This window comes from Vibrio sp. QJM3NY_27, from assembly GCF_057785955.1.
In genome coordinates this window covers 682,713-707,951 of the sequence record NZ_CM173512.1, presented here as the reverse complement: position 1 = coordinate 707,951, position 25,239 = coordinate 682,713, and the positions used below count along the sequence as shown (strand labels likewise).

At 44.3% G+C, this 25,239-nt stretch carries 18 protein-coding genes; 10 read left to right on the top strand and 8 right to left on the bottom strand.

What is annotated here, in order from left to right; all coding sequences use genetic code 11:
• Positions 1-21: 21 nt before the first annotated feature.
• Positions 22-807: a helix-turn-helix transcriptional regulator gene (locus AC3CIA_RS19045; RefSeq protein ID WP_065206539.1), complete on the top strand. Its 786-nt coding sequence runs from the start codon at positions 22-24 to the stop codon at positions 805-807.
• Between the two features lie 133 nt (positions 808-940).
• On the opposite strand, the gene pdxH is transcribed toward AC3CIA_RS19045, so the two are convergent.
• A complete protein-coding gene (gene pdxH, locus AC3CIA_RS19040; RefSeq protein ID WP_004732548.1) occupies positions 941-1,576 on the bottom strand; it encodes a pyridoxamine 5'-phosphate oxidase in 636 nt (211 codons plus the stop codon).
• A gap of 166 nt (positions 1,577-1,742) precedes the next feature.
• Between pdxH and AC3CIA_RS19035 the strand changes: the two genes are divergently transcribed.
• From AC3CIA_RS19035 to AC3CIA_RS19010, 6 genes are all read left to right on the top strand, one after another.
• Positions 1,743-3,665 (top strand): sensor histidine kinase, encoded by a 1,923-nt coding sequence (locus AC3CIA_RS19035; RefSeq protein WP_488519641.1) that lies wholly within the window; start codon positions 1,743-1,745, stop codon positions 3,663-3,665.
• 98 nt (positions 3,666-3,763) lie between these two features.
• Positions 3,764-5,059, top strand: coding sequence for a sigma-54-dependent transcriptional regulator (locus tag AC3CIA_RS19030; protein ID WP_488519640.1), 1,296 nt, complete (start codon positions 3,764-3,766; stop codon positions 5,057-5,059).
• 112 nt (positions 5,060-5,171) lie between these two features.
• Positions 5,172-6,563, top strand: a complete 1,392-nt coding sequence (locus AC3CIA_RS19025; protein ID WP_065206536.1) for an HlyD family type I secretion periplasmic adaptor subunit — start codon at positions 5,172-5,174, stop codon at positions 6,561-6,563.
• A gap of 59 nt (positions 6,564-6,622) precedes the next feature.
• Positions 6,623-7,291 carry a transglutaminase-like cysteine peptidase gene (locus AC3CIA_RS19020; RefSeq protein ID WP_237298647.1) on the top strand — a complete coding sequence of 223 codons (669 nt, stop codon included), beginning with the start codon at positions 6,623-6,625 and terminating at the stop codon, positions 7,289-7,291.
• A 5-nt stretch (positions 7,292-7,296) separates the two neighbouring features.
• Positions 7,297-9,207, top strand: coding sequence for a bifunctional diguanylate cyclase/phosphodiesterase (locus AC3CIA_RS19015; RefSeq protein WP_488519529.1), 1,911 nt, complete (start codon positions 7,297-7,299; stop codon positions 9,205-9,207).
• 18 nt (positions 9,208-9,225) lie between these two features.
• The gene (locus tag AC3CIA_RS19010; protein ID WP_017078412.1) at positions 9,226-11,340 is read left to right on the top strand and encodes a type I secretion system permease/ATPase; all 2,115 of its coding nucleotides are present in this window, start codon (positions 9,226-9,228) and stop codon (positions 11,338-11,340) included.
• A gap of 148 nt (positions 11,341-11,488) precedes the next feature.
• Here the strand turns inward: AC3CIA_RS19010 and AC3CIA_RS19005 are convergent, their stop codons facing one another.
• The 4 genes from AC3CIA_RS19005 to AC3CIA_RS18990 all read right to left on the bottom strand — a co-directional run bounded on the left by AC3CIA_RS19005 (position 11,489) and on the right by AC3CIA_RS18990 (position 17,969).
• Positions 11,489-13,159 carry a flagellar assembly protein A gene (locus tag AC3CIA_RS19005; protein WP_488519528.1) on the bottom strand — a complete coding sequence of 557 codons (1,671 nt, stop codon included), beginning with the start codon at positions 13,157-13,159 and terminating at the stop codon, positions 11,489-11,491.
• 419 nt (positions 13,160-13,578) lie between these two features.
• Positions 13,579-15,678 (bottom strand): tRNA(Met) cytidine acetyltransferase TmcA domain-containing protein, encoded by a 2,100-nt coding sequence (locus AC3CIA_RS19000; protein WP_488519527.1) that lies wholly within the window; start codon positions 15,676-15,678, stop codon positions 13,579-13,581.
• 93 nt (positions 15,679-15,771) lie between these two features.
• The gene (locus AC3CIA_RS18995; protein WP_004732564.1) at positions 15,772-16,746 is read right to left on the bottom strand and encodes a ParB/RepB/Spo0J family partition protein; all 975 of its coding nucleotides are present in this window, start codon (positions 16,744-16,746) and stop codon (positions 15,772-15,774) included.
• 5 nt (positions 16,747-16,751) lie between these two features.
• The gene (locus tag AC3CIA_RS18990) at positions 16,752-17,969 is read right to left on the bottom strand and encodes a ParA family protein (RefSeq protein ID WP_004732566.1); all 1,218 of its coding nucleotides are present in this window, start codon (positions 17,967-17,969) and stop codon (positions 16,752-16,754) included.
• A gap of 1,260 nt (positions 17,970-19,229) precedes the next feature.
• Between AC3CIA_RS18990 and AC3CIA_RS18985 the strand changes: the two genes are divergently transcribed.
• Entirely contained in the window at positions 19,230-21,209 is a 1,980-nt protein-coding gene (locus AC3CIA_RS18985; protein WP_004732568.1) for a replication initiator protein RctB domain-containing protein, read from the top strand.
• Positions 21,210-21,654: 445 nt separating this feature from the next.
• On the opposite strand, the gene AC3CIA_RS18980 is transcribed toward AC3CIA_RS18985, so the two are convergent.
• Genes AC3CIA_RS18980 through AC3CIA_RS18970 form a run of 3 tightly spaced genes read right to left on the bottom strand, consistent with a single transcriptional unit; the run spans position 21,655 to position 23,900 of the window.
• Positions 21,655-22,137 (bottom strand): hypothetical protein, encoded by a 483-nt coding sequence (locus tag AC3CIA_RS18980; protein WP_054546038.1) that lies wholly within the window; start codon positions 22,135-22,137, stop codon positions 21,655-21,657.
• Positions 22,134-23,066, bottom strand: coding sequence for an ATP-binding cassette domain-containing protein (locus AC3CIA_RS18975; RefSeq protein ID WP_017078405.1), 933 nt, complete (start codon positions 23,064-23,066; stop codon positions 22,134-22,136). Before AC3CIA_RS18975 ends, AC3CIA_RS18980 begins: the two co-directional genes overlap by 4 nt.
• 9 nt (positions 23,067-23,075) lie before the next feature.
• Positions 23,076-23,900, bottom strand: coding sequence for an ABC transporter ATP-binding protein (locus tag AC3CIA_RS18970; RefSeq protein WP_054546040.1), 825 nt, complete (start codon positions 23,898-23,900; stop codon positions 23,076-23,078).
• Positions 23,901-24,262: 362 nt separating this feature from the next.
• Between AC3CIA_RS18970 and AC3CIA_RS18965 the strand changes: the two genes are divergently transcribed.
• Both AC3CIA_RS18965 and ybiA read left to right on the top strand, forming a co-directional pair.
• Positions 24,263-24,457: a hypothetical protein gene (locus tag AC3CIA_RS18965; protein WP_017075617.1), complete on the top strand. Its 195-nt coding sequence runs from the start codon at positions 24,263-24,265 to the stop codon at positions 24,455-24,457.
• A gap of 190 nt (positions 24,458-24,647) precedes the next feature.
• Entirely contained in the window at positions 24,648-25,208 is a 561-nt protein-coding gene (gene ybiA, locus AC3CIA_RS18960) for a riboflavin biosynthesis intermediates N-glycosidase (RefSeq protein ID WP_102450073.1), read from the top strand.
• Positions 25,209-25,239: the final 31 nt, after the last annotated feature.

Below are 25,239 nucleotides of genomic sequence, written 5' to 3'. Positions count from 1 at the left end.
CGAACAGAGTACAAACTCTAATTGCCATTGCAGCGCTATAAGAAACTGATATTATTGCTATACCTCTGCTTACGAGATAAAACCTTGCCAGATCCATTCAACGCCATACATCGTTCTTTATTTGAACAACTACCAGGTTGCTGGGGCTGCAAAGATACTGATTCGGTCTTCGTGTACGCAAACCTTGCCTACAACAAACTGATTGGCTTAAAACCCGATGAGACTTGTACTGGTTTGACCGACTTCGACATGCCCAGTCAAACCATTGAGTGCGCGCAAGATTTCAGAGCTCAAGACAAACATGTGATGGATACACGCAGTACCCTTAAAATCCTCGATATTCACCCTTATCCAGACGGACGCTGGCACGCCCATATCTTTACCAAAACCCCTTGGCTTGATGATAATGACAATGTCCAAGGCACTATCTTCTATGGGCAAGAGCTCACTGATACTGCAATCTTAGAGGTCGGTCATTGGGTTTGTCAGGCAACAGGAGCGAAAGGTAATCAAGCATCACTTGCGGGATCAGAGCCGCGTGTGTCTAAGCTGCAAAAGCGGCTGACTTCGCGAGAATCAGAGGTGTTGTTCTTACTGCTTTTCGGCAAGAAGCCTCAATACATTGCGTCTACGTTAGACATTTCAATCAAAACGGTCGAAGGTCATGTCGCGAGATTGAAACAGAAGTTCGATGCGCGCAGCAAAAGCCAATTAATTGAGTATGCACTGGACTCGGGCTTAGGGTCCGTGATCCCAGAAACTCTGCTCAATAAACAGATCTCCGTTGTGCTGCACAGTGATAAATGAGTTGAATGACCAACTCGTCGATGAATCTGGGAATGTACAGATAAAAAAATACCGCTGCTTGATGTTTCTAATCACCAAGTTAGCGGTATTTTTGTATGTTCTATTCGGTGTAGACCACTTAAGATCCATAAGCCTAAGGCGCTAGGCGATCAATATCCCAGCTGTTGTCTTGGCGTGAGAACAAGAAACGGTCATGCAAGCGGTGTTCCCCCCCCTGCCAAAACTCAATGCTATCCACGCGAACTCGGAAGCCACCCCAGAAAGAAGGCACCGGAATCTCTCCTTTAGCAAACTTCTGTTTAAGCTCTAGATACTTACCTTCTAAAATGCCACGAGCTGAGATACGGCTACTCTGCTTACTTGCAATCGCGGCCAATTGGCTCTCTTTTGGACGTGACGAGAAGTACTTCATGTTTTCCATTGCTGTCAGCTTTTCAGCGGTGCCAGTAATGTGAACTTGTCGCTCAAGTGGATGCCAAGGGAAGTGCAGGCTTATCTTACTGTTGTGCTCAAGTTGGTGCGCTTTACGGCTACCTAAGTTGGTGTAAAAAACGAAACCGTCTTTATCAACATTCTTTAGCAAAACAATTCGTTGGAATGGCTGACCATTTTCATCAACCGTGGCAACTGTCATGGCAGTAGGGTCAGTCATCTTAGCTTCGATGGCTTGCTCTAACCATAGATTGAATTGCTCAATAGGGTCTGCGGCTAAGTCTTTACGTCTCAGTCCACCCTTAGCATATTCACGACGAATATCTGTCAGTTCCATTTCGTTGCTCCTTTCAATTTTTTGTGATTTTGCGCTGTAATCCTTTGAAACACAAGTCTAAGCCATGGTTTTGTCTCACAGAAGGTATTCGGTGTTAACAAGATCTCGGTACTCAATCAATCATATTGATAACCTTTATACAAACCGATTACACGCTGAGATCCAAGTGACCAAGATACTGCCTAACCTAATGACTCCTTTTGTTTTATTCTCATTATTATTGGGAACTGCAGGACTGACTGCAACCCACTTTGTGGCAGTACAATTCCAAGAAAAAATCGTCACTCAGCAACTCAATGAAGCGGCCAATAAAGCCAATCTACAAATCGATTCTGAACTGGATAAGTTCAAACAGATCCCGGATTTACTCAGCCATGACCCGCGTCTGCTCTCTTATTTTGACTCATCACCACAAACAGACAAGATTTCCGCCACTCAACTCAATCAATTACTGTTTGAATGGTCTAATCAAAGCCAAGCTGACACCATCTATATTCATGACCAGAGTGGTACTGTCGTCGCTTCCAGTAATTACCAAAAGCCTCGCACTTTTGTAGGCGAGAACTTCTCGTTTCGCCCCTACTTTGCCTCCGCCATTCAAGGCAACAATACACAATATGTCGCGCTAGGCGCTCGCTCGAATGTACGCGGTTATTTTTTATCTTCACCACTGTATGTTGAGAATGACATTGTTGGTGTTATCACCGTAAAGGTGAGTTTAGAGAACCTCGAAAACATCCTAACCAGCGACGACTATGAGATCGTGGTACTCGACTCTAACCAAGTAGTCTTTCTATCAAGCCAGGCTCCATGGCTTTACCATTCATTGTTGCCATTAACTCAGCAACAACAAACGGATATCGCACTTCAACGCCAATACGGTCAAAGCGAAATTTCGATCATCGAAGCCTTCCGTGCTTCAAGCTCTCAGTCAGAAGCTGGCAACGCCAATCAATCTAAGAACCTTCAATCCAATGAAATCCGAAAAGAGCTCACCGCTAACCAGCTATTCAAGCTTGGTGCTTTTAATCTTTACCCTGCAACGGTCAACAACAACCAGTACCAAGTCGTCGCGCTAAAAGAGACCAGAGCTGAGCTTATTAAAGTCGTGCAGATCGATGTCATCTTCGTAGTGATTTACAGCTTGGTGATGCTCATCGCTTGGTCGTGGCGCCAGACTTATCTCGCGAAAGTGGCGTTGACCCGACTCAACCAAAACCTAGAGCAAACCGTTGATAAACGCACTCACTACTTGAAGCAATCCAATCAACAGCTGCAACAAACCCTTTTTCAATACCAAGAGTCGCAGTCGAAGTTGAAACAGACAGAACAAGAGCTGACACAAACCGCAAAATTAGCGGTACTCGGTGAGCTGTCAGCCAGCATTAACCACGAAATCAACCAACCACTTGCAGCGCTGCGAACATACAGTGAGAACAGCTTAAAGCTGCTTGAAATGGAACGGACTGACTTGGTCAAAAGCAATCTCGATAAGATGATTGCTTTGAATACCTCAATTACCGAGATCATCGCGCGTCTTAAAGTCTTCACTCGCAAGGTCACCAAGCAAGAACATCACGTCGCAAACCTGCATCAATCGATCAACAACGCGACCAGTATTCTTAGTGCGCTAATGATCAAACAAGGCATCACGTTAAGATTAAGCACAGTGTCAGACGACATTAACATTGCGATTCACCCAACCGAGCTCGAACAAGTACTGGTTAACCTGATTCACAACGCGACTCAAGCGCTTCAACAGCAAGTTCTTGAACAGAAAGTCTTGCAGCAGCAACAAAACCTGGAGAACGTAGACCAACAGGCTAGTCCACAGATAGGCATTGAATGGCAACTGCATCATGACTCTTGTCAGGTGATCATTTGGGATAACGGAATTGGCATGCAGGACGACAAATTAGAAAAGTTGTTCGACCCGTTTTTTACCACTAAACCGGAAGGCTTAGGGCTAGGGCTCTCAATATCGAAACGGATTATTGAGGCGTATCACGGCACGATCAGCGCGAACCGATTAGAGCCTTCAGGCATGGTATTCTCGCTAAACATCCCGTTATATAACGATAAGGGCTGACGTGCGGTTGTTATTGTGGATTAGAAAACGAATGTTACATACTGCTCATCTGACATACAGCAAATCACATACTGTTAAGGACTCGACTTTTGCACTCTATGCCTAAACTCTATTTTGTCGACGATGAACCCGCAATCCGAGACTCCGTAGAACAAGCCATGCTCATTGAAGGCATCGATATCGTCTGCTTTCCTAATGCTATTGAGGCATTGAAGAAAATAGATACCGCGCAAGCTGGAATTGTCATCACCGATATTCACATGCCAGTGATGGACGGCATTCAATTGACACAAAAGTTGCTGAGCCAAAATCCTCATTTTCAGATCATAGTCCTTACTGGGCATGGTGACGTGCAAACAGCGGTATCTGCGATGAAAGCCGGCGCCTACGATTTTCTGGAAAAACCATTTGTGGTCGATGCCCTGCTCACCGCGGTAAAAAAAGCCGCAGATAAACTCGCACTGGTTGAAGAGAACAACTTATTGCGTAAAGAGTTGGCGATGCAGAATCAGGTTGGCCCAAAACTGATTGGTCAATCGCCATCCATGCAGGCATTACGCCGAGAACTGATCACCTTAGATACCAAAACTCACCCTCTTCTACTGTTTGTCGGCGATCTAGGAACAGGTAAAAGGGTCACGGCGCAGTACACGCACGATCTACACAGCCATCAATCCGCAGAACTTTGCCCTGTCGCTGCGTTCAATTTACCACGCAATGACCAAGCTACGTTTGATCAGTTTGTTGTGCAACTATTCAGCAAACATCAGGGCGGAACACTTTATATCCATGAAACAGAAGCATTAACTTCACAACAATGGCGCTGGTTAGCAGCTCTAAAACCCACTCTACTTCGTGAAAACTCATGCAAGACCAATGCAACTTGTATCATTATCGCAACCACAATAGTTCCAACTACAATTGTAGGTGAGTTCCGCCGATTTGATTTGCTAACCTTAGCGCAACGAACCGAAGATATTGGCTCCTTGTTTAAGCATTTTGCTCGTGGTGCGGCAAGTCGATATCAGCTGCCGCCACCTGTCATTACAGAAAAAGAGATTCAACGACTCATTACGACTCATTGGACGGAAAACATTCGTCAGCTTCGCCAACATGCCGAACTCAGAGTGCTGACTCAAATTAAGCAGCCGTCGCTCGACGGTGATACTGGTGAGCAAAGTGACGCGGATGAACGTGACGTGAGCATTGAGGAGCAGCAACAGTCGTTGAACCAACGCACTGATAGCTTTGAACAAATTATCTTAATTGAGGCACTACATCGCCATCAAGGGCGTTTAAAAGAAGTGCAACAAGAGCTGCAAGTGTCGCGAAAGACACTGTATGACAAGCTGAGAAAGCACCAATTGGATAAAACAGATTTCAAGAACCGATAAGTCTTAAAAAATATATAAATTCAAAGATTTAAAGGAGCAAAATCTTAACATTTATCAAAAGTAAGAATACACTCAATAGGCTTGCACTTTTATTTAGCAAACAAGGACTGTCATGAGCCAGAAGAATTACAGCAAATTGAACGAAACCGAACTTGAGTACGTCGATGATAAAACAGCGGCACTACTACTCAATACGCCCACCAGTGCGCGTATTATGTTATGGGTGATCGTTCTGTTTTTTATTGCTGCTATTGGGTGGTCCGCTTGGGCTGAGATCGATAAAGTCACCGTTGGCCAAGGCAAGGTCATCCCCTCTTCCCAAATCCAAGTGGTGCAAAACCTTGAGGGCGGCCTCGTAAAAGAGATATTAGTAAGGGAGGGTCAACGCGTTCAAAAAGGTCAACAGCTGCTGTTGATCGATGACACTCGATTCCGTTCTGACTTCCGAGAGCGCGAACAACAAGTGGCAAACTTAACTGCCAGCGTGTTGATGCTTTCAGCTTCATTTAACAGCGTGGTCATCAACGAAGAGTTCTCCGTCGAAGACTGGAAACAAAGTGTGTTACTCGACTACGGCAAACTCGCCTTCCCACCAAAGCTATACGAACTTCAACCTAAACTGGTTAATCGCCAAAAAGCCGAATATCGTCAAGACCTAAACAATTTAAGAAACCAACTTTCCGTTTTTGATCAACAAGTTGAACAGAAGCAACAAGACCTTGTTGAAATAAAATCTCGCGTCAATAACTTAAGACAAAGTTACAAATTTGCCCGCCAAGAATTAGATATAACAAAACCGCTTGCCGATGAAGGGGTGGTACCAAGAATTGAACTCCTCAAGCTTCAAAGACAAGTGAATGACACTCGCCGAGAAATGACCTCGAGCGAACTCAAAATCCCTCTTCTACGTTCCGCCATCAAAGAAGCGATGCTCAGCCGTATCGATGCTGCATTGAGCTTCCGCTCAGAACAACAAGAAAAACTGAACCAAGCACAAGACAAGCTCTCTGCAATGACCGAATCTTCGGTTGGCCTTGAAGACAGAGTAAACCGTACCATCGTGGTCTCTCCCGTAACGGGCACAGTCAAAACGCTAGGTATTAATACCGTGGGTGGTGTTATTCAGCCGGGTATGGACATTGTTGAGATTGTACCGACTGAAGACTCGCTATTGGTTGAAGCTAAAATCGCTCCGCAAGATATCGCATTCCTACGCCCAGAACTGACCGCCATTGTTAAATTTAGTGCCTATGACTTCACAAAATATGGCGGTTTGGAAGGTGTGCTAGAACACATCAGCGCCGATACCACTCAAGATGAAGAAGGCAATAGCTTCTACATCGTGCGTGTACGTACCGATAAATACAGCTTTGGACACAACGAAGAGTTGCCGATCATTCCTGGTATGACAGCCTCTGTCGATATCATCACGGGCAAGAGAACCGTACTTGAGTACATGTTGAAGCCACTATTAAGCGCTCAAAACAACGCATTAAAAGAGTAAGGACGTTTGATGCTTGATAGCGCCTTTCAATACACAGTGAACAGACAAGAGCAGAGGCTATGAAATCTCGGGTTTCGTTATTGTTGCTGGTCCTCACCTCTTTTACCTCAGTGGCGCTCAACAAGAGCGACCAAAGGTGGATAGACGCGGTTACTGCAACCTACGGGGAAAGAGCCGGAAAACGAGTGGCAACATGGCGCTCCAATATGACGTCGTACGAAGGGCTAAGTGAAACGGAAAAGCTTGATTCGGTAAACCGGTTCTTCAACCAAATGTACTTTGTCGATGACAACATACTGTGGGGAAAGAATGACTACTGGGCGACACCACTGGAGTTTTTAGGCAGCAACGCGGGTGATTGCGAAGACTTCACTATCGCAAAATACTTCTCTTTACTTGAACTCGGCGTCCCAGATAAAAAATTACGATTGGTGTACGTAAAAGCACTTGAGTTAAACCAATTCCATATGGTGTTGGCGTACTACTCAACACCCAGTGCAGAACCACTAATTTTAGATAACTTAAACCCTGAAATAAAACGCGGTTCTAAACGCGGAGACCTGCGACCGATATACAGTTTCAATGGTAAAAACCTTTGGTTAATTAAGTCGGCAGCAGGCAGCGGTAAGCTGGCAGGGAAATCTTCAAGATTGAGCTTATGGAACGACCTACGTTCTCGTGAGCGCTCTCTAAATTTAAACAAACCCATTATCAATTACGATGAGTAGGTACAATGACTTTATATAAACAGCTTGTGGTCGGGATGGTTGCGGTATTCATACTGCTGATGACGTCAGTTTTTATGATCGAATTCAATACCACCCGTGGATACTTAGAGGAGCAGCAACGCTCTGAGGTAAGTAATACCATTAATACTGTTGGACTGGCTCTCGCCCCTTACCTAGAAGAAAAGGACAAGGTGGCAGTGGAGTCTGTTATCAACGCCCTATTTGATGGCAGTTCTTATTCCGTCGTGCGATTGATTTTCCTAGACACCGGAGATGACATTCTCCGTTCATACCCTGTAAAGCCAACTGGCGTACCAGAGTGGTTTACTAACCTTAACCTATTTGAGCCTGTTCATGACCGCCGCGTAATTACCAGTGGCTGGATGCAACTGGCAGAAGTCGAGATCGTAAGTCACCCTGGTCCTGCCTACGATCAGCTTTGGCAAGCGTTCATCCGCTTATTAACCATCTTTAGCTCGATCTTTCTACTTGGTTTGGTGTCTATCTCTTGGATCCTTAAACGCGCATTACGCCCGCTCTCGTTGATCATTACCAAGATGGATCAGATCGCGAAGAATCAGTTTGGCGAACCACTGGCTCGTCCGAAAACAAAGGATCTCACCTTAGTTGTCGACGGTATCAACCACATGTCGACCCAAGTTGAACTGGCCTTTAAAAACCAAGCGAAAGAAGCTCAAAAGCTGCGTGAAAGAGCGTATATCGACCCTGTATCTCAGCTAGGCAACCGCGCTTACTACATGTCTCAATTAACTCAGTGGTTAGAAGAGTCCAGTTTAGGTGGTTTAGCCGTATTAAAAGCCGAATTTATTAGTGAAGAGTACGACGAAAAAGGCTATCAAGAAGGTGATGCCTTGGTTCATCAACTGGCTGAACAGCTGCAAGCTTCAATCTCATCACCAGATATCACCATCGCCCGTATTTCTAGTGACGAATTCGGTTTCATCATGCCAAACATTGATGAAAGCGAACTTAAGCTTGTTGCTGGCAGCATCGTAAACTGCATTCAAAACCTAGGCTCAGACCCAACAGGTACTGCGAACCCACACATCGCGCTAGGTGTGACATACAGCAACACGCGAAAAACCAGTACCGAAATCATGTCGTTGGTCGATAACGCGCTCTCAAGTGCGAAGGCGAACCGTGAACTGACTTATGGCTACGTAACGGCAGACGATCATGGTGCTGTGATGGGCAAACAACAATGGCGTATGTTGGTTGAAGAAGCAATCATCAACGACCTTGTCACCTTCCGTCTGCAAGCTGCAAACAATAGCTTTGGCAAAACGTATCACCAAGAAGTGTTCTCTGCGATTGAAAAAGACGGAGTTCGTTACAGTGCAAACCAATATCTATACGCACTAGAACAGTTAGAAATGAGCCACATTCTCGACCAATACGTTATCGAGAAAATGATTGAGAAACTGAATGCGAAAGAAATAACTAGCCCCGTTGCTATCAATATTTCGCCAAGCAGTATTTCTCAGCCGAGCTTCATCCGCTGGATTGGTAAAACTCTTGAACACAATGCCTCAATTGCTCACCTGTTGCATTTTGAGATTCCAGAAAATTGTTTCATCAATGTTCCGCACTACACGGCGCTGCTGTGTAACACCATTCGTAACGCTGAGTCCGTATTCGGGGTTGATAACTACGGACGTAATTTCCAATCGTTGGATTACATCAACGAGTACCGCCCAAGCTATGTGAAGTTAGATTACTTGTTTACGCACAACCTTGATGATGAAAAGCAGAAATTCACCTTAACGTCGATCTCTAGAACCGCTCACAACCTAGGCATAACCACCATTGCGTCTCGAATAGAAACTCAGACTCAGCTAGATATCCTGTCTGATAACTACGTAGAAGTGTTCCAAGGCTTCATTGTTGATAAATAGTTGTAAGGGTTATATCGCATGCAAGATCCACTATTAAACTCACTGATCTACGTTAGTCGGTATTACGGGTTAGCTAACTCGCCCGAAGCGTTGATCAATGGGCTACCACTATCCGATGGAAAGCTAACCCCTTTCCTATTCCCTCGTTCAGCTGAACGAGCGGGATTAGTGGCGAAAGAAAACCGTTCCGAGTTAGAAAGTATTCCTCACCTGATTCTGCCTGCTATTCTACTTCTCAAACAGGGCGAAGCATGTGTTCTAAATAGTATCGATTTAGAAAAACAAGAAGCAGAGATCATCACCGCAGAAAGCGGGATGGTGCCTATCGTCATTCCAGTCGATGAACTCAAAGAACAATTCATCGGCCGCTACTTCTTGGTAAAAAAACAATTCCGTTATGATGAACGTTCACCAGAGGTTCTAAAAACACGCAAAGGTCACTGGTTTTGGAGCACTATTTGGGAATCTAAAAACATCTATCGTGACGTGTTGATAGCATCCATTCTGATCAATATCTTCGCCATTGCCGCGCCAATGTTTACTCGTTTGGTGTACGACAAAGTAGTCCCTAACCTTGCCTTTGAAACCCTGTGGGTGTTGGCGAGTGGTATTTTCGTCGTCTTCCTTTTCGATCTGCTTCTCAAGTTAATGCGCAGTTACTTCATTGATGTCGCGGGGAAAAAATCCGATATCTTAATTTCCTCTAAACTGTTCAGTAAAGTTCTGGGGATTCGCATGGAAGCAAAGCCCGCCTCTGTTGGCGCTTTCGCGAAAAACCTGCAAGAATTTGAATCAATCCGTGAGTTCTTTACCTCAGCAACTATTGGCTCGTTAATCGACTTACCATTCGCGCTGATGTTCTTGGCGTTAATTTGGCTGATGGCCGGAAACCTTGTGTTTGTTCCTGTCGTCGGTGTGGTCATTTTGATCATCTATGCACTGTTAATCCAAGGGCCACTGCGTCGTACGATTGAAGAAGGCTCTCGACTTGCTTCTCAGAAGTACGCGAACTTAATTGAGAGCTTGGCTGGGTTAGAAACCGTTAAGCTATTCAGCGCGCAAAGTCAGTTCCAATTCCGTTGGGAAGAAGCGGTTGCGCACATGGCAAACTGGAATATCAAAAGTCGCCGCATCACCGACAGCATCCAAAACACGGCTGGCTTTGTTCAACAAAGTACCAATGTAGGTATGATCATTTTTGGTGTGTACCTCATCGCAGAAGGTGAACTCACTATGGGTGGCTTGATTGCCGCGACCATGTTGAGCGGCCGTGCAATTGGCCCTCTTGTTCAACTGTCTTTGCTTTCTACACGTTACAACCAAGCGAAGTCATCAATGACTTTGATTGAACAAGTAATGTCGATGCCTGATGAACAGGAAGAAGGTAAGCGCTACATCCACCGTCCGATTATTCAGGGTCATATTGCGCTAGATAAAGTGACGTTCCACTACCCAGACTCGCCTGTCGCTTCTATCAGAGACCTAACCCTTAATATCAAACCCGGTGAAAAAGTCGCGATCATTGGTCGAATTGGTTCAGGCAAGACCACGCTAGAACGTTTGATTATGGGCCTATACAAGCCAACAGAAGGCCATGTGCGCATTGATGACACTGACATGGAACAACTGCATCATGTCGATGTACGACGCAATATAGGCTGTGTACCGCAAGACAGTAATCTGTTCTACGGTTCAGTAAGAGACAACATTACCTTAGGTCGACCGTTGGTCGATGACCGTGATGTGATGGACGCAGCCAACCGTGCAGGCGTGACCGCGTTTACTCAGCAAGATCCAGCAGGCTTAGAACGCCAAGTGGGCGAAGGTGGTGCTTTGCTATCTGGTGGTCAACGTCAGTCGATTGCCATAGCGAGAGCTTTCTTAGGACGTCCACCCGTGCTTTTGATGGATGAACCGACCAGTGCGATGGATAATCGCTCAGAGATGCACATCAAACATCAACTCAACCAGTTATTGCCAAGCGAGACATTGATTCTTATCACCCACAAAACATCAATGTTGGATATTGTAGATCGAGTGATTGTGATGGAGAGAGGCAGCATTATTGCCGACGGCCCGAAAGCACAAGTTCTGTCAGACTTGAAGCAAGGCAAGGTTAGAGCAGCAAGTTAAAGCGCTCATGTGACTTAAAGAATCTAACTAAATCAATATCAGCAAAAGCAAAGGGGGAGCATCTGCTCCCCCTTTTTTGTTTGTTCTAATGAGTAGAAAATAGCTCGAGCCGCTCTATTCAGAGTCGGTCAATTTCAAAGTATTTCAATTACAACGAGATATCTTCTTGTTCCATTTTGAATGAACATTGAATCTCGTATTGGTTGAACGAGAAAATACTGCCGCCATGGGTTCGCTTGGTGGTGACTGTCTCATCACCAAATTGAATCGTCACTCGGGTATACACCTTTTCATGCGCCTCAACTGTGCACTCGGCAAGGTTAGTTTCAAACTCAGCTTCAAGCGTATCCAACTGTGATTTAGTATTTTCGATCGCAAGATTATTTTTTTCTCTTTGCTGCTCAATTTCTAGTGCTTGCTCTTCGCTTCGTTCCGCTTTTGGTCGCTTCTTAAATTCGAGCTCTTGGCGAATCACATCCATGGTCAGCTCTTGAGCGTGTTTATAAGTTTCTTTCAGCTCGGCTATCTTTTGTCGGTAACCATCGTAACGTGCAAATCCGTGTACCTTGGTTGCGGTATCGCCTTCTACGCCTAAAAAGACACACTCCACTTTCCCACCGACTCTAGCTTCGCCGCCACTGAGCGTACCGTGCTTCTTCAAACTGTCCATCACGATAAGGTTGTTACCACAACGAATATCATTACTCATGCTGTGCACACCCAGTCGAAGGTCGGTGGCGGTTTGGAGTTCGGCGTTCTGCGCATAGCTTGCTGTGATAGAACCTTTGCTAAACACCTTGCAACTTTTCGGCTCACCCTCTTTAGTCGTATGACCGATAATCCCCTTCGCGACTTTTATGTCACCCTGTGCTTGGACTTCTGCCGATTCAATAAAGCCACCAACCGTGACACTTCCTGTCGCTTTAACGATCATTCCCGGTTCAATGTTCCCAGAGACAAAGACATTGCCTTTGAATTTAACGTGTCCGGTTGAGACATCTACGTTGCTAACACACAAGGCGTCATCTACTTCAATAGTTCTATCTTTGATTATGGGTAATCCAGGAAAGGAAGCGAGTAATAAATTGGGGTCGTCAGGGGAGATGTAAGTACCCTTTCCAGGCTTAATTAAACTGTCTTGTCCAGGAAGCGGTGGGATAATTCGACCTTGGACGGTAAAGCCAGCGATGCCTTTGGTAGCGGGAGTACGCTTCATCAAGTGATCATTTTGACCAACAGTAATGGTTTGCCCCAAGTCTCGCATATCAATCTTGCCTTCGTCTTTACTGCGAGGCTTCAAGACTTGGCGAGTAATGTCTTCAACCAAGGCGGCAAACTTAGCATCTTTGCCCTTTACTGGCTGCGTCCCTTTCGCGACGGGTTGAGTAAACTTTTCACCGGGTTTAAGCTTGTTACTCATCATCAGCACTTTTCTGAGCGCTAACTTATTAATTCCCTTTGTTATGTGGGCTTGGGCTAAACAATGAATGATGTCGCTCCCGCGCAGTGCGTGTCCATGATGTGGTCCCGTCACCACCAGACTCGCCAGCATCTCGTCATCAGACAGTTCGACGGCAACGCTTGCGTTACGAACTTCGGCAATCAAGACTCCTTCGTAAGCTTCCCCTTTACCTTCTTTGGCAAGAGTGACGAAGCGCAACACCTCTTCTTCAAAAAGAAAATAGTTTGATGCGTCCAAAGCTTCCAAGGTTGGTGGCAACGTCGTGTTATCAAAGCTTGCTTCAACCACAAACCCCGACGGCAGACATGCCACCACTTGTTTCTTGTCTTCTGACAATGTAACAATGTTATCCCACATTCGAATTGAGTATCCCTAATGACTCAGTTGTTATTCAGTCTATATAATTCGTTCTGCGCTGAGTATCACATTATTAGAATAATCAGCGTCACATCACTTACTTTCGATTCTGCAAACATGACTCATAAATAAGACTTACACATTTTATGATCTACTTCGCCTTTACAAATACATAGGGAAATTTTTCAGAATATTTCGTGTGATTGAATGTCGATTCGATATTAGAGCAAGATAGTAAAGGCGAATAGCTTTAGAAGACTAAAGGCTGTTGTGGAGAGGTGGAACAGAAGTGATGAAGCTGATAATCAGGGTAAAAACGGATTTCAATATGGAGCTTCAGTTTACAGTGTAAATCCAATATTCTAATTTACACTGTAAATCTAATTTGTAACGGTCAGTCTATTTAAATGATGGCTTGTCTATTTACACTGTAAATTTGCTAGCAAAACATCGACGTCTTTACGAAACTGAATTTCTGCTTGTTTGCGACCAACAAGATTAAACTGTTCAACACAAGTCCCCCACTCTTTCTGCTGAACGACCTTTGCGATGAGTAAGTCAGAAATACCTATGTTTCGATCGTTACCAAGTAGAATCAAGTTCAGTACGCTGAAGCTAATCGCATCGTAACTGTTGCCACCGTTCACGTAATTTCTAACTAACTGAGTTTCAAACTCGCTAACGGTATCGACACTCTTTGGCAGCAGTACGCGCACCATTTCGGTTTCAAGTGAAACCAAAGAACCTGAAACAAGAAAGCAGTAGCTACGCTCGAAGTGACTTAGAGCTTGGTTAATCCAGCTTTGGGAGTTTGAGGTAAGCGCCTTAACCATCAATACCGAGTGGCAGCCACTTGCCTGATCCCGCTGGTGGCCAATATGGACAGGTACAAAATCGTTATCGCGCCAGAATGAAATCAACTCACTAGTCGCACCGAAGCTTGTCGCCAGATAATCCGCTTGGCTGGTTTGCTCTGATAACTTAGCCAACATCCAACCACCAATGCCCAAACCTTGATGAGGCGTTGAAACTGCAATGCGCATCACTCGAAGGCAGCGACTGGTCGCCGCTTCTGTACAGCCAAGTTGGTTCGCCAGTAACACAGGAGCAAGGTGTCCTTGAGGCCTGCGTTTTCCAATTTGAATCTGAGCAATCAAATCTTTATCTAAACCACCCTCTTCAGTGACCAACATGCAACCTAAACATTCATCTTGCTGCCAGGCTGCGTACAAGTGGATTGCTGGATTGTTAAGGAACTGCATTAAGTCATTGGGCGACGTCTGATAATGAGCATCCACAAGAAGAGAAAAACATCGTTGTAACTTGTGTGGATTAGCCAAACAATCTGCTTTTGATAGTTCAACTAAATTTAATTGGTTGATTGTCTTATCAGAAAAGTTATCTAACTCATGAATCGCCGAGTCACTTAGCGACGCGTCGTTACCAAGCAGGAAGCAGTCAAACAACCAAGCTTCTAGTGGGTCGTTGTTATTCCAACGAATAGGTTGTTCGAGCTTAAAGCCCTTCCAACCAGGGCGGTGTACAGAAAGCCAAGATTCAAACTTAATCCCAAACCCTCGACCACTACCCTCGTAACCGTGTACCGTGGTTGAAAAAACCATACGGTGATAACTGACGACCATAGATTTAAGTATCGGGATTGGAATGGCAGCCGCCTCATCGACCAATATCAAATCGCAATCAGGCTTAGATTGAAGTAGTTCATCCGGTGCGACGAATCTTAGGCTGCCACCTTGATGGCCGATGTTAGTAGTACTTATAACTTCACAAGGGCCTAGCTGTTGGCTTGCGTGAGCAAATACCGGCTCAACCGCTTTAACAGAAGGAGCGGTAACAATGATGTTAAGCCCGTGACGCTCAACCAAAAGCTCCGCTGCCGCGATACCTAATGTCGAACTCTTGCCGCGACCTCTGTCTGCAGTGAGAATCAAGGGACGCTTTCGATGTCCAGAGACGACTTTCTTGACTAACTCTACTGCCGTCTTTTGTTGCTCAAATCTATCGAACAAAATCGGTTGGGTTAATTCTTCAGGCAAAGGATTACGAGTATAGAGTTGCGTTAGCTGTTCATCGTCTTGTGAAACAGAAAACAGTTTGGCGAAGTTAGACGCTAACCAACGTTTTCCAAAAGTAGAATTCAAACCCTCTTCATATTCATCGGATTTGGGCGGGATAACCAACAACAAACCGCCACCGACTAACGCACCTAGTGCCGCACTAAAACTGTTGGCATCAAACTGCTCTCTAAAATCACAAACAAGAAGTTGGCATTCACGGCCTAAGAGTTGTTGCCCCTTTTTAACCGGAACATGTGTTACCGATAGAAAAGGCGAACCACCCATCTGGAAAACTGTTTGTGCTGAAGAGGCATCAAGAAAGCTTTGAATCGTAGCGTCTTGCCAACCACTATCACCAGAAAAGACAACACCATAACGATGCTGATTATGCTCGGCTGTTTGGGAAAGAGTATGTAGGAAAGTGTTTGTTGGGTTCTTCATAATTAGCGTCCAGATTCATCTAGACACAGTTTATCACAGCCAAATAAAAAGCCGCATAATGCGGCTTTAGAGTCGTAATGGAAAGTCGTCGACTTAGTCGAGCTTCGATTGAACGAAGGCTAAAATCTCTTCCATTGTCGCATCATCCACTTTCTTAAGGTTCAACGCTAAGTTTGAACCCTTACGGCTGTATGAAGCGCGGCCTTTAATAAGCTCAACTTTTGGAGAAGCTTTCTTCGCTGGCGCTGGCGCCAATTCAAGAATCCAACCTTCCAAAGTTTCAGTAACGTCTTTAGTTAAACGCGTAACACCTTGTGCTTCGCTACGCTGCCATACAAAACCTTCAGAAGCATCACACTTAGTCAGTAATGTTTGCTGCTGTTCGCCAGTCAGGCCACCAAATTGTTTGTGTAGCTTAACAATGGTTGGTCGACCAAGATCGCTCACATTTGGGTAAGCTTGTAGCAGTTCAAGAGGCAAAGCCGCCGCTTTCAACGCGCCACTCACCAAAGCTTCACTGCACTGGAACATTTTCGCTAGTGCTTTCTGGTCTTCAGCTTCGCCTTTATCTAGCTTCGCTTGCATCTCTTTACCCTTCTCATACAGAGAAAGCGGTTTATGAGCGTTAGCAACATCAGATAGGAACTTAGCGTGTTCGCCGTTGATGTTTTCAGCAACATAGATAAGGAACTCTTTGTCAGCCAAAATACACGACATACGACGACGGCTACCATCAAGAACTTCAATCTTACCGTCTTTGTTTTTACGACCAACCGCTGGGTATTGCTGGCCACGTTCTTTCAATGTTGTAAGAACATCAGAAAGCGCGTGCTCGTTTAAGAAAGATTGCTCACGAGCATTTTCTTCGAAAACAACCGTTTGAGTTGCTACGTCAGCCGCCGGGATTCGAACTAGTTCAAATGAAACCAATTCTTCGCCTGCAACAGAAAGCTCTATCACTTGAGCCTGCTCTTTAGCCGCTGTTTGAGCTTCTTGTGGTGTAGCTACGCGACGTTTGTTTGCTTTACCAAATAGCTTTGCATTTAAGTCAGATGTTTTAATCGCCATTCTTGTTATCCCTGATTAAGTGAAGGCCAGTTGCTATGTAATACACGCTCTAATTCTAGAGCACTTTTTTGTACTGCGTCTTGAGCGACAGCCAGAGTTTTCTTACCACCCTCAAAGTCGCTCACCGTTAGATCGAAAACCGTGCTGTAAGTATCTGCACAGGTTTCAAAAGCGCGGCTTCTTGGAATAGTGGCCATCATTACTTGGTCATTCAACAGGTAGTTCATCTCAGTTAATACTGATACCTGCTTCTTGTTGTCGTCTTCAAACATGGTTGGCATTAGACGAACAAATTCGAGCCCTTTCCAGTCGTCCGGGAACATCTCGTACACGGTTGGTAAGTGCTGGAAGAAGTTAACCGTTGAAGCCCAATCCAAACGCTTGGCAGCACATGGAATCAGAAGAGCGTTCGATGCGTACATTGCGTTCCACACTAGAGGGTCTACGTGCGGGCCGGTATCAATCATAATCACATCAAAATCATCCGCAATTTTGTCGATAAGCTTCTCTTTTAAAAGACGAACAATATCAAGTGACTGATCTTGAGATAGGCTTTGCCACGCTTCAGCGTTAAACATCGCGTCTTCTGGGAACGCCGAGATCGTCTTTAGATTCGGATACTGTGTTGGTAAAAGTACGTTCTTACGCAAGAATTCAAGATCAACATCTTGGCCTTCTGGTACGTTGTCCAACATGATATCAACAGCAGAATAGATACTGTCGTGCTCTGCACCACTAATTTGTGGGTTTAAGAACAGACGCAAAGAACCTTGTGGATCCAAGTCAATCAGGCAGATACGGTAGCGCTTATCTAAGTTCAAAGACAGACAAGCCGCTAGGTGAACCGCTGTCATTGATTTACCCGTACCGCCCTTTTGGTTCTGTACGTTAATAACCCATGGCTTATTGTCTACATGCTGCTTACGTTGGTGGAACTTCGGCACTTCAGCTGCGTCCATCAGCATGTGAGCTTCAGTCAATGAAATCGAGTAATGATTGGCGTTGTTCTTTGTAAACTGATGACCATCCGCTTCAAGCTTGTTGATAGCCTCATCCAATTTTCGACGAGTTAAGCCTGAACGCGTCTCCATCATAGCTTTAGACATTGGAGGGAAATGTTCATCACTTCGCTCTTCCAGAATAATCTCAATTCGGTCAGCCTGAACTTGTTGAGTTTGTTCGGCTAGCTGATAGAGCTTATCAATCGTTTGTTCTCTTTTCATTGCCAGTTTCCGTAATGATTAACCTAGAACAAATTGTACAGCGATTAACAACAAACACAACAAAAACATGAACATACATTTATGAGTAAAATCACACAAAATAGACTGTATTTTTACAGTTTGATGAAACAACGGCTAATACAAACACAAAAATGACCTTTTTTGTCATGTATAACCGTTCTATTTCTTCTTTACATTTAAAATGTTACAGCATCACTTATTTACAATGTAAATAGAATTTCAGAGAAAAATCTTCGGAACGATTGAAACACAAGCATAGATTACGGTTGGTGTGATTTGCATTCTAAATTGATAGATTTTCAACCAACAAAGAGTAAAACCTAAAAAGTCGCTTGGTTAATAGGAAACAAAGCGACGGCGAGATGTCACTAAACAAAAGAAAATTGAGCCTCAACCGGAAGAATGATCATGGGATAGATAACTCGTAAGAAAATTGATAAGTCCATATTATGAAGCATGATCAAGGTGTAAACTCATCAATAATGATCCGTATGAATGCCCGTTCGAAATGATCAACCTCCGGAAAAATGATCAAGTAAATATCGTTCCGGAAGCATATAAATTTAGAGCTAACTTACGGACAAATGCTTTTGCAATGGGGATTCAAGCTCTATAAGGCCTGATTGGTTAGAAATTCAATCGACACAGAATGGAAATGCAGAAACATGACAATTTCATGATCATGCTTCCTGATTTATTGTGTTGCGAGCTAAAAGTGCCCAACCACTGACGCTGTGACCAATATCGACCAATTTTTAAACATAAAAGGGGAGGAACGACATAAAAGCCCCATTACTTGATCATTGTTCCGATGAATTGGCTGTCAAAAATATCCACATAGGTGACTTAGAAGCCGCTTAATACTACTTGATCAATTACGGACTGTGGATAAGCTGTATAAGCATAATGATCATGCTTTCGAACCTATAATGATCATGCTTACAATGACTTAATGATCATCGTTCTGAAGTTCTGTGATCATGCTTTCTTTAATTTAATGATCATCGTTTCGGGTTCTTTATGATCATGCTTTCCAATTGGATTTTTTTTAACACTTATAATTCAGACACTTAAAAGCAAATTCAAAGCCAGATCATTAGATCACTTAATCATTTAAGATCATATTAATCAAAAAGATCAGTTATTTAAAAGCCAATAAATTCTCTTTATTTATGATCATTCTTTCTTTATCATTCAGGAACTATAGTGAAATTACGGTTAGTGTGATACGGATCAAAAATGAAACCAGAAGAGAAATTGTTAATTAAGGCACGAAGCCACAAAGATGGTCATTTATTTGAGGTATCTGAAACAGCCGTTGAATGGATAGAACAATATCAACACTTCAAAGGGGTCACCAAAAGCATCGTTGAGCTTCTTAACCTAATTTCACTACGTGGGTTTAGCAGCAAAGATGGATACGTCTCCACCACCGAGATCATTGAATCAACTGATGGTCAAGTGACTCGCGCCGCCTTGCAACAAAGGCTGAGAGCCGCTGTAAGTATTGGTCTGTTCAAACAAATCCCAGTTCGTTTTGAAGAAGGCCTTGCGGGTAAAACCATGTTGCATCGCTTTGTGAACCCAAACCAATTGATATCGGTTCTGGGTGCTACCAGTTTAGTGACAGAAAGCGTCAAGCAAAATGAAAAACAGAAGCGTTCTAAAGCGCTAGCTCAAACCAAAGTAAACAAGCGCTTACTGAATGAACACGGACTGAATACGCCACCGACGATGAAAGACGAAGCGGATCAATTCATTGTTTCTCCAACCAATTGGGCGGGGATTATTGATCAAGCGTTGGCGCCACCTAGAACCCGTAAGAGCTACCAGAAATCTATGGTTTCGATCTCTGGCACTCGAGCGGTGATCGAGACACGATCTTCTAAAAACATCATGACGGTTGACGATCTGATGACGCTGTTCGCGTTATTCACGCTTACTGTCCAATATCATGATCACCACCAAGATGATTATCATCTCGACGCGAAACACACACCGAACAAAACACCACTCTACATCACGGATATTTTGTCTTTGCGTGGCAAGAAAGACAGCGGTCCTGCACGCGATTCGATCCGTGACAGTATTGACCGTATCGAATTTACCGATTTCCAACTGCACGAGCTCACGGGCCGTTGGCTTAGCGAGAACATGCCAGAAGGCTTCAAGAGTGATCGTTTCCGATTCTTAGCTAGAACCATTACGGCATCGGAAGAAGCGCCTACAGAGGGCTCTGATGGCGAAATTCGCATTAAACCGAACCTGTATATCCTTGTCTGGGAACCTTCGTTCTACGAAGAGCTCCTGACGCGTGATTATTTCTTCCTATTTCCGCCAGAAATCCTGAAACAACATACCTTGGTCTTCCAAATGTATTCGTACTTTAGAAGCCGTATGGCACGTCGCCACTCAGATTGTATGTTGCTGAGCGAGCTGAACCAGAAGTTGGCTCGTAATATCGATTGGCGTCGCTTCTCGATGGATTTGATCCGCGAACTAAGAAAATTGGGTGAAGTAGGGGATCAAGAAGATACTTTCCTAGTGAATCTTTGGGGTTATCACTTGACGATCACGGCGTTGATCGAAAAAGGCAAAACCACCGATTATCAGGTTGATATCAAATGTAATGTTGAAGAGGTGTTGCGTTATTCAAGAGCGCGTACCACCAACGCTGGTAAGCGTAATATGGCCCCAACGCTACCGAACCCGCTGCGTAATGAGATGGTGTCTAAGCAGAAGCTGGAAGAGCTGTCTGAGATTATCGATGGTGAGTTTGAGCCAATTCAACGTAAAGCTCCGTCGCCAAGAGGCAAATTGGGACGTCGAGTTAAGCAGCGTAAACATTCTGTTGAGATCAACGCTGATGAGATCATGATTACTCTCTCTAAATATACCTCCACAGAGGCTCTAGAACGCAGTATAACGGCTTTATCTGCTATGACCGGGCATTCACATGCCTCAATCAAAGAAGAGTGCTCAGAGCTCATTGAGAAGCTTGATTGGTTGAGAGTAGGGGAGGATGTTATCCCATACGAAACACTGAGTCGCTTAATTGAGCTGTACAACGACCGTGACAGCACCAGCAATCGACACCTGTCCATTGAACGTTTGATTTCTGGTTTGGCTGTACGTCGTAAAGTGTGTAAACAAGTTCACGAAGGCCATTTGGACGAGAATGTGTTTCTAGCGCTCGATGAAATGGCGATTGGCCATTAATCACGAGGGCGTGTTGATCTTTCGACCTGATTTTTGCAGTAGAAATACCCAGTAGCAAGAAGCCACTATTTACGGTCGATGAATGGATAGTTTGAACACATTAGGTGCTGATTAAAACCGCACCTAACGCTGACAAAGTTCTGACAATGTAACGCATCCAGTTGATTATTATTTATTCCGAATAGACAACCTTTGTCCTTTCTTATGATTAATAGATTGGCTCATATTTTGTTACATCATACTGAATAGATTTTTGCGAGTTCCTAAGGGACTCGCTTTTTTTTACCTGAAATTCGCATAATGATTAAAATTCAATAGCTTATGTATTAGTCATTACTGCTGACCCTGAAGCATGATCAAGGTTAGATCGTGCTTTTTACGGATCCTATTTGTGAAAGGATTCTGCTTTGGTGTTTGATCGATCAGGGTTAAACCGTGGAGTGGATCAGTGGCGTTGACGTAGAGCTGCACCTTGATCATCGTTCTGGTGTTGGCTTGCCATAAAACGCACATGCGATTCGATCAGTTTTTCTGATTCTTCCTTCCAGCGCGGTTCTTGTTGTTGGTTAGCAAACTCCAAAGCCAGTACACATAAGTGTTGTACCCGCTTGGTACACCACTCTTGTAGGCCGGGTTCCGCTTTTGGGTCACAAGACACCGCCTGAAGCTTACCGTAAGCAAACATCAGGTATTGATAGGCCTTTTCTTGATGGTGCGGGTTTTCGATTGAGTTTCGATAGAAAGTAAAGATTCTCAGGCACCCATCCAACCAACACGCGATGCCTTTGCTTTGTTCATCCGTGATCAAAGGCCCCCAGAGTGCATCTGGAGGCGTTAAGATCAAAGGTTCTAACCGGTCCACTTGATCATGCTTTCGGTCTTTGTACCAATCTCCGATCCGCTCTAACCAAGTGTCTAGTTCATTCATGCAACGTTATCCCACTGTTTTACAAAGTGATTATCAGCAACTTGCTTGATTTCATGCTGTATTTCACAGCTCTGCTCTCGAATTCGATCTGCGTTTATTGAATAGTTTGGCTCATTTTTGACGAGTTCGCCAAATGGCAGATCGGGATCGGGAACGGCAGAGATCAACAGTTTAGTGTACGGATGTTGTGGATTGGTTAAGATCGACTGTGTTGATCCCCATTCGACGATCTGCCCTTTGTACATTACCGCCGTCTCTTCTGCGATGTAATGTGCCGTAGCAAGATCGTGAGTTATGTACAAAAAGCCAATCCCCAACTCTTTCTTCATTTTTTGCATCAGGTTTAACACGCCAAGTCGTATTGAAACATCCAACATCGAGGTAGGTTCATCGGCAAGGATAACCTCGGCCCCAACCGCAAGCGCTCTTGCCAGGTTAACCCTCTGTCTTTGGCCTCCACTGAGCTCGTGTGGGTATTTGGCGAGAGTTTCTATGGGTAACTCCACCAGCGTTAATAACTCCTTGAGACGCTCTGTGAGAGCCTGTTTCGTGGCAACTTGCTTATGGATTTTAAGCGGGCGCGTTAAGTGGTGCTCAATGGTGTGAGTTGGATTAAGTGAGCCAAATGGGTCTTGAAATATCATTTGTACGCGGCTGCGGTAATCCAAGATATCTTTACGGCTTTTTAGGGTAGAGATGTCTCTGCCATTGAACAGTATCTCTCCCTCTGTCGGTGCGTAAACCTTGGTCATCAATCGGGCGCAGGTGCTTTTCCCGCAGCCTGATTCTCCAACCAGCGCCAATGTTTTACCGGCATGCAAATCAAAACTCACCCCATGTAGTGCTCTAAAGATTGCTTCTTTGCCAAATCCACCGCCGACGGTGAACTCTTTAACGAGGTTTTTCACTTGAAAAATAGGTTGTGACATGGAGCTCTCCTAGCACGTAGTCGCGTGCGCATGTTCGTGAATGTTAGGGAAAGAACTCCATAGCTTTTGGGTATAGGAGTGCTGAGGGTTGTTACGAATCTCATAGGCTTGGTTGATTTCAACGATCTGGCCGTGGCGCATGATGGCAATGCGGTCACATAGCTGGCTCATTAGTGCGAGGTCGTGGGTGATGAACAGTATCGAAAACCCAAACTCTTCTCTGAGTTGGTGTATTTGCTGCAGAATTTCGCGTTGTACAACCACATCAAGCGCCGTTGTCGGCTCGTCCATGATGATCAGCTTCGGGTTAAGGGCGAGAGCAATGGCAATCACCAAACGCTGACGCATGCCGCCACTGAACTGATGCGGATATTCGGTGAGGCGGTTACGAGGAATGTTTACAAGGTCGAGGAGCTTCTCTGCACGATCTTTAGCTTGTTCGTTGGTCATTCCTTTGTGATGACGTAAAACATCAGCGAACTGCTCTTCAATGGTCAGTACAGGATTGAGTGAGTTCATCGCACTTTGGAAAACCATGGCGATTTCGCTCCAGCGCAAGGTGTTCAAGTGGTCGTCAGATAAACCGAGCAGATCTTGCCCGTCGAACAGTATCTTCCCTCCAGAGATGAAAGCAGGCGGTTTGTGTAAACGGTTAATGGCAAACGCGATGGTACTTTTTCCGCACCCTGATTCGCCAGCCAAACCAAAAATCTCGCCTTGGCCTATGCTAAAGCTTACGGATTTTACGGCATTAAAATCGCCGTCATCGGTGATGTAATCGACACATAGATTCTTCACTTCGAGAAGTGGTTTATCTGGATTTTCCCTAGACATGATAAATACTCAGTTATGATATTGATAACTATTATCATTAGCATGAAGTGAATTTAGTGAAAGCGATGAGCACAAAAAGAATGAAGTGCCTCGAAATTTATCTTGGGTTATTTCACGAAGTTTCAGTGAGAAACAAGAAATGAGAACGGGGAAAATGAGAGATGGATCAAACCACATTTCTTATGGGGAATCTTGTAAATGTAATTGCAGAAAATGGCTTTGGCAAAGTTTAAATGAGGCATTTATTAATTAGCTTTGTGAAGCGTCGGAATCATCACATTTCAGTACAGAATGTCTTAACAAGTGAAATAGCATTTGCTACAGATTACCTGTCCATTACATGGTGCTTTTCGGAGGAAAACATGTCCATTAATTCTATCAACCATGATGAAATGACAAATATTGCAAACAAGTGGGATGCTGAAGAAGAAGTATCTTTCAAACCAGAAAAGAAAATGAAGTCCGCTGAAGCTCGTCGTCGTATTGAAGTTCTAAGAGAAATTAGAGAAAGCGGTTTTAGTCTGGAAGAAGCGAGGGAACTAGGTCTTATTCACTAAGGACCCCTATTGCATTTAAGAGGGTGGTGCACCGCCACCCTTTGATTTATATGACTTTTTAAAAGGGCTGTGAGTTTTTTATAAGTAAACCATGCTCCTTGTCTCCCACCATTTAACTCCATTGTCCGGCCTTTACATTGCTTGTTCCCGACTAAAAACATGCCCATGGCATACTCTTGAACTAAGTTGTTTGACAGCAATATGCAACGCCACTAATTTTAAAGTTAAAGCAAAAATATGCGATGTCGTTGGTAAGGAGAAGGCTATGTCTAATTCTGTGGCTAAAGCCAAAGAAGTGCTGTTTTATGAACCTGAAGATCCAAACGGATACCTGTCAAATTTTGCAGCTTGTCCCATCAAGGTTAACGATCAAGTTTGGGCAACCAGCGAACATTATTATCAAGCGATGAAATTTGCTTCTGAAGCGTTACGCAATACTATTTTGGAAGCCAGTACTCCTGCTGAAGCGTTCTCTTTAAGTCGTGATTATGAAGACCAAGTTCGAGAAGACTGGTATGACATTCGTGTTGAAGTGATGCAGTTCATTGTGACTGAGAAGTTCAGACAGAACCCCCAGTTTGCGCTGTTTCTGACTAACACCGGAGATTCGGTGATCAAAGAGCATTCTCATAAAGACCATTTTTGGGGCGATGGTGGTGATGGAACTGGTGAGAACCGCTTAGGTGAAATTTTGATGGCGGTGCGACAACAGCTTCGTAATCAACAACTGCATTTGATTGCTTCGCACTAACCTATCGATTACAAGTTCAAAGATAGTTTCC

Coding starts and splice junctions, on each gene's coding strand:
- AC3CIA_RS18980 (WP_054546038.1), bottom strand. CDS start 22,137: ATGAATGAACTAGACACTTGGTTAGAGCGGATCGGAGATTGGTACAAA.
- AC3CIA_RS19005 (WP_488519528.1), bottom strand. CDS start 13,159: ATGTGGGATAACATTGTTACATTGTCAGAAGACAAGAAACAAGTGGTG.
- AC3CIA_RS19000 (WP_488519527.1), bottom strand. CDS start 15,678: ATGAAGAACCCAACAAACACTTTCCTACATACTCTTTCCCAAACAGCC.
- AC3CIA_RS19025 (WP_065206536.1), top strand. CDS start 5,172: ATGAGCCAGAAGAATTACAGCAAATTGAACGAAACCGAACTTGAGTAC.
- AC3CIA_RS19015 (WP_488519529.1), top strand. CDS start 7,297: ATGACTTTATATAAACAGCTTGTGGTCGGGATGGTTGCGGTATTCATA.
- AC3CIA_RS19010 (WP_017078412.1), top strand. CDS start 9,226: ATGCAAGATCCACTATTAAACTCACTGATCTACGTTAGTCGGTATTAC.
- AC3CIA_RS18990 (WP_004732566.1), bottom strand. CDS start 17,969: ATGAAAAGAGAACAAACGATTGATAAGCTCTATCAGCTAGCCGAACAA.
- AC3CIA_RS19030 (WP_488519640.1), top strand. CDS start 3,764: ATGCCTAAACTCTATTTTGTCGACGATGAACCCGCAATCCGAGACTCC.
- pdxH (WP_004732548.1), bottom strand. CDS start 1,576: ATGGAACTGACAGATATTCGTCGTGAATATGCTAAGGGTGGACTGAGA.
- AC3CIA_RS18985 (WP_004732568.1), top strand. CDS start 19,230: ATGAAACCAGAAGAGAAATTGTTAATTAAGGCACGAAGCCACAAAGAT.
- AC3CIA_RS19020 (WP_237298647.1), top strand. CDS start 6,623: ATGAAATCTCGGGTTTCGTTATTGTTGCTGGTCCTCACCTCTTTTACC.
- AC3CIA_RS18995 (WP_004732564.1), bottom strand. CDS start 16,746: ATGGCGATTAAAACATCTGACTTAAATGCAAAGCTATTTGGTAAAGCA.
- AC3CIA_RS18975 (WP_017078405.1), bottom strand. CDS start 23,066: ATGTCACAACCTATTTTTCAAGTGAAAAACCTCGTTAAAGAGTTCACC.
- AC3CIA_RS18970 (WP_054546040.1), bottom strand. CDS start 23,900: ATGTCTAGGGAAAATCCAGATAAACCACTTCTCGAAGTGAAGAATCTA.
- AC3CIA_RS18965 (WP_017075617.1), top strand. CDS start 24,263: ATGTCCATTAATTCTATCAACCATGATGAAATGACAAATATTGCAAAC.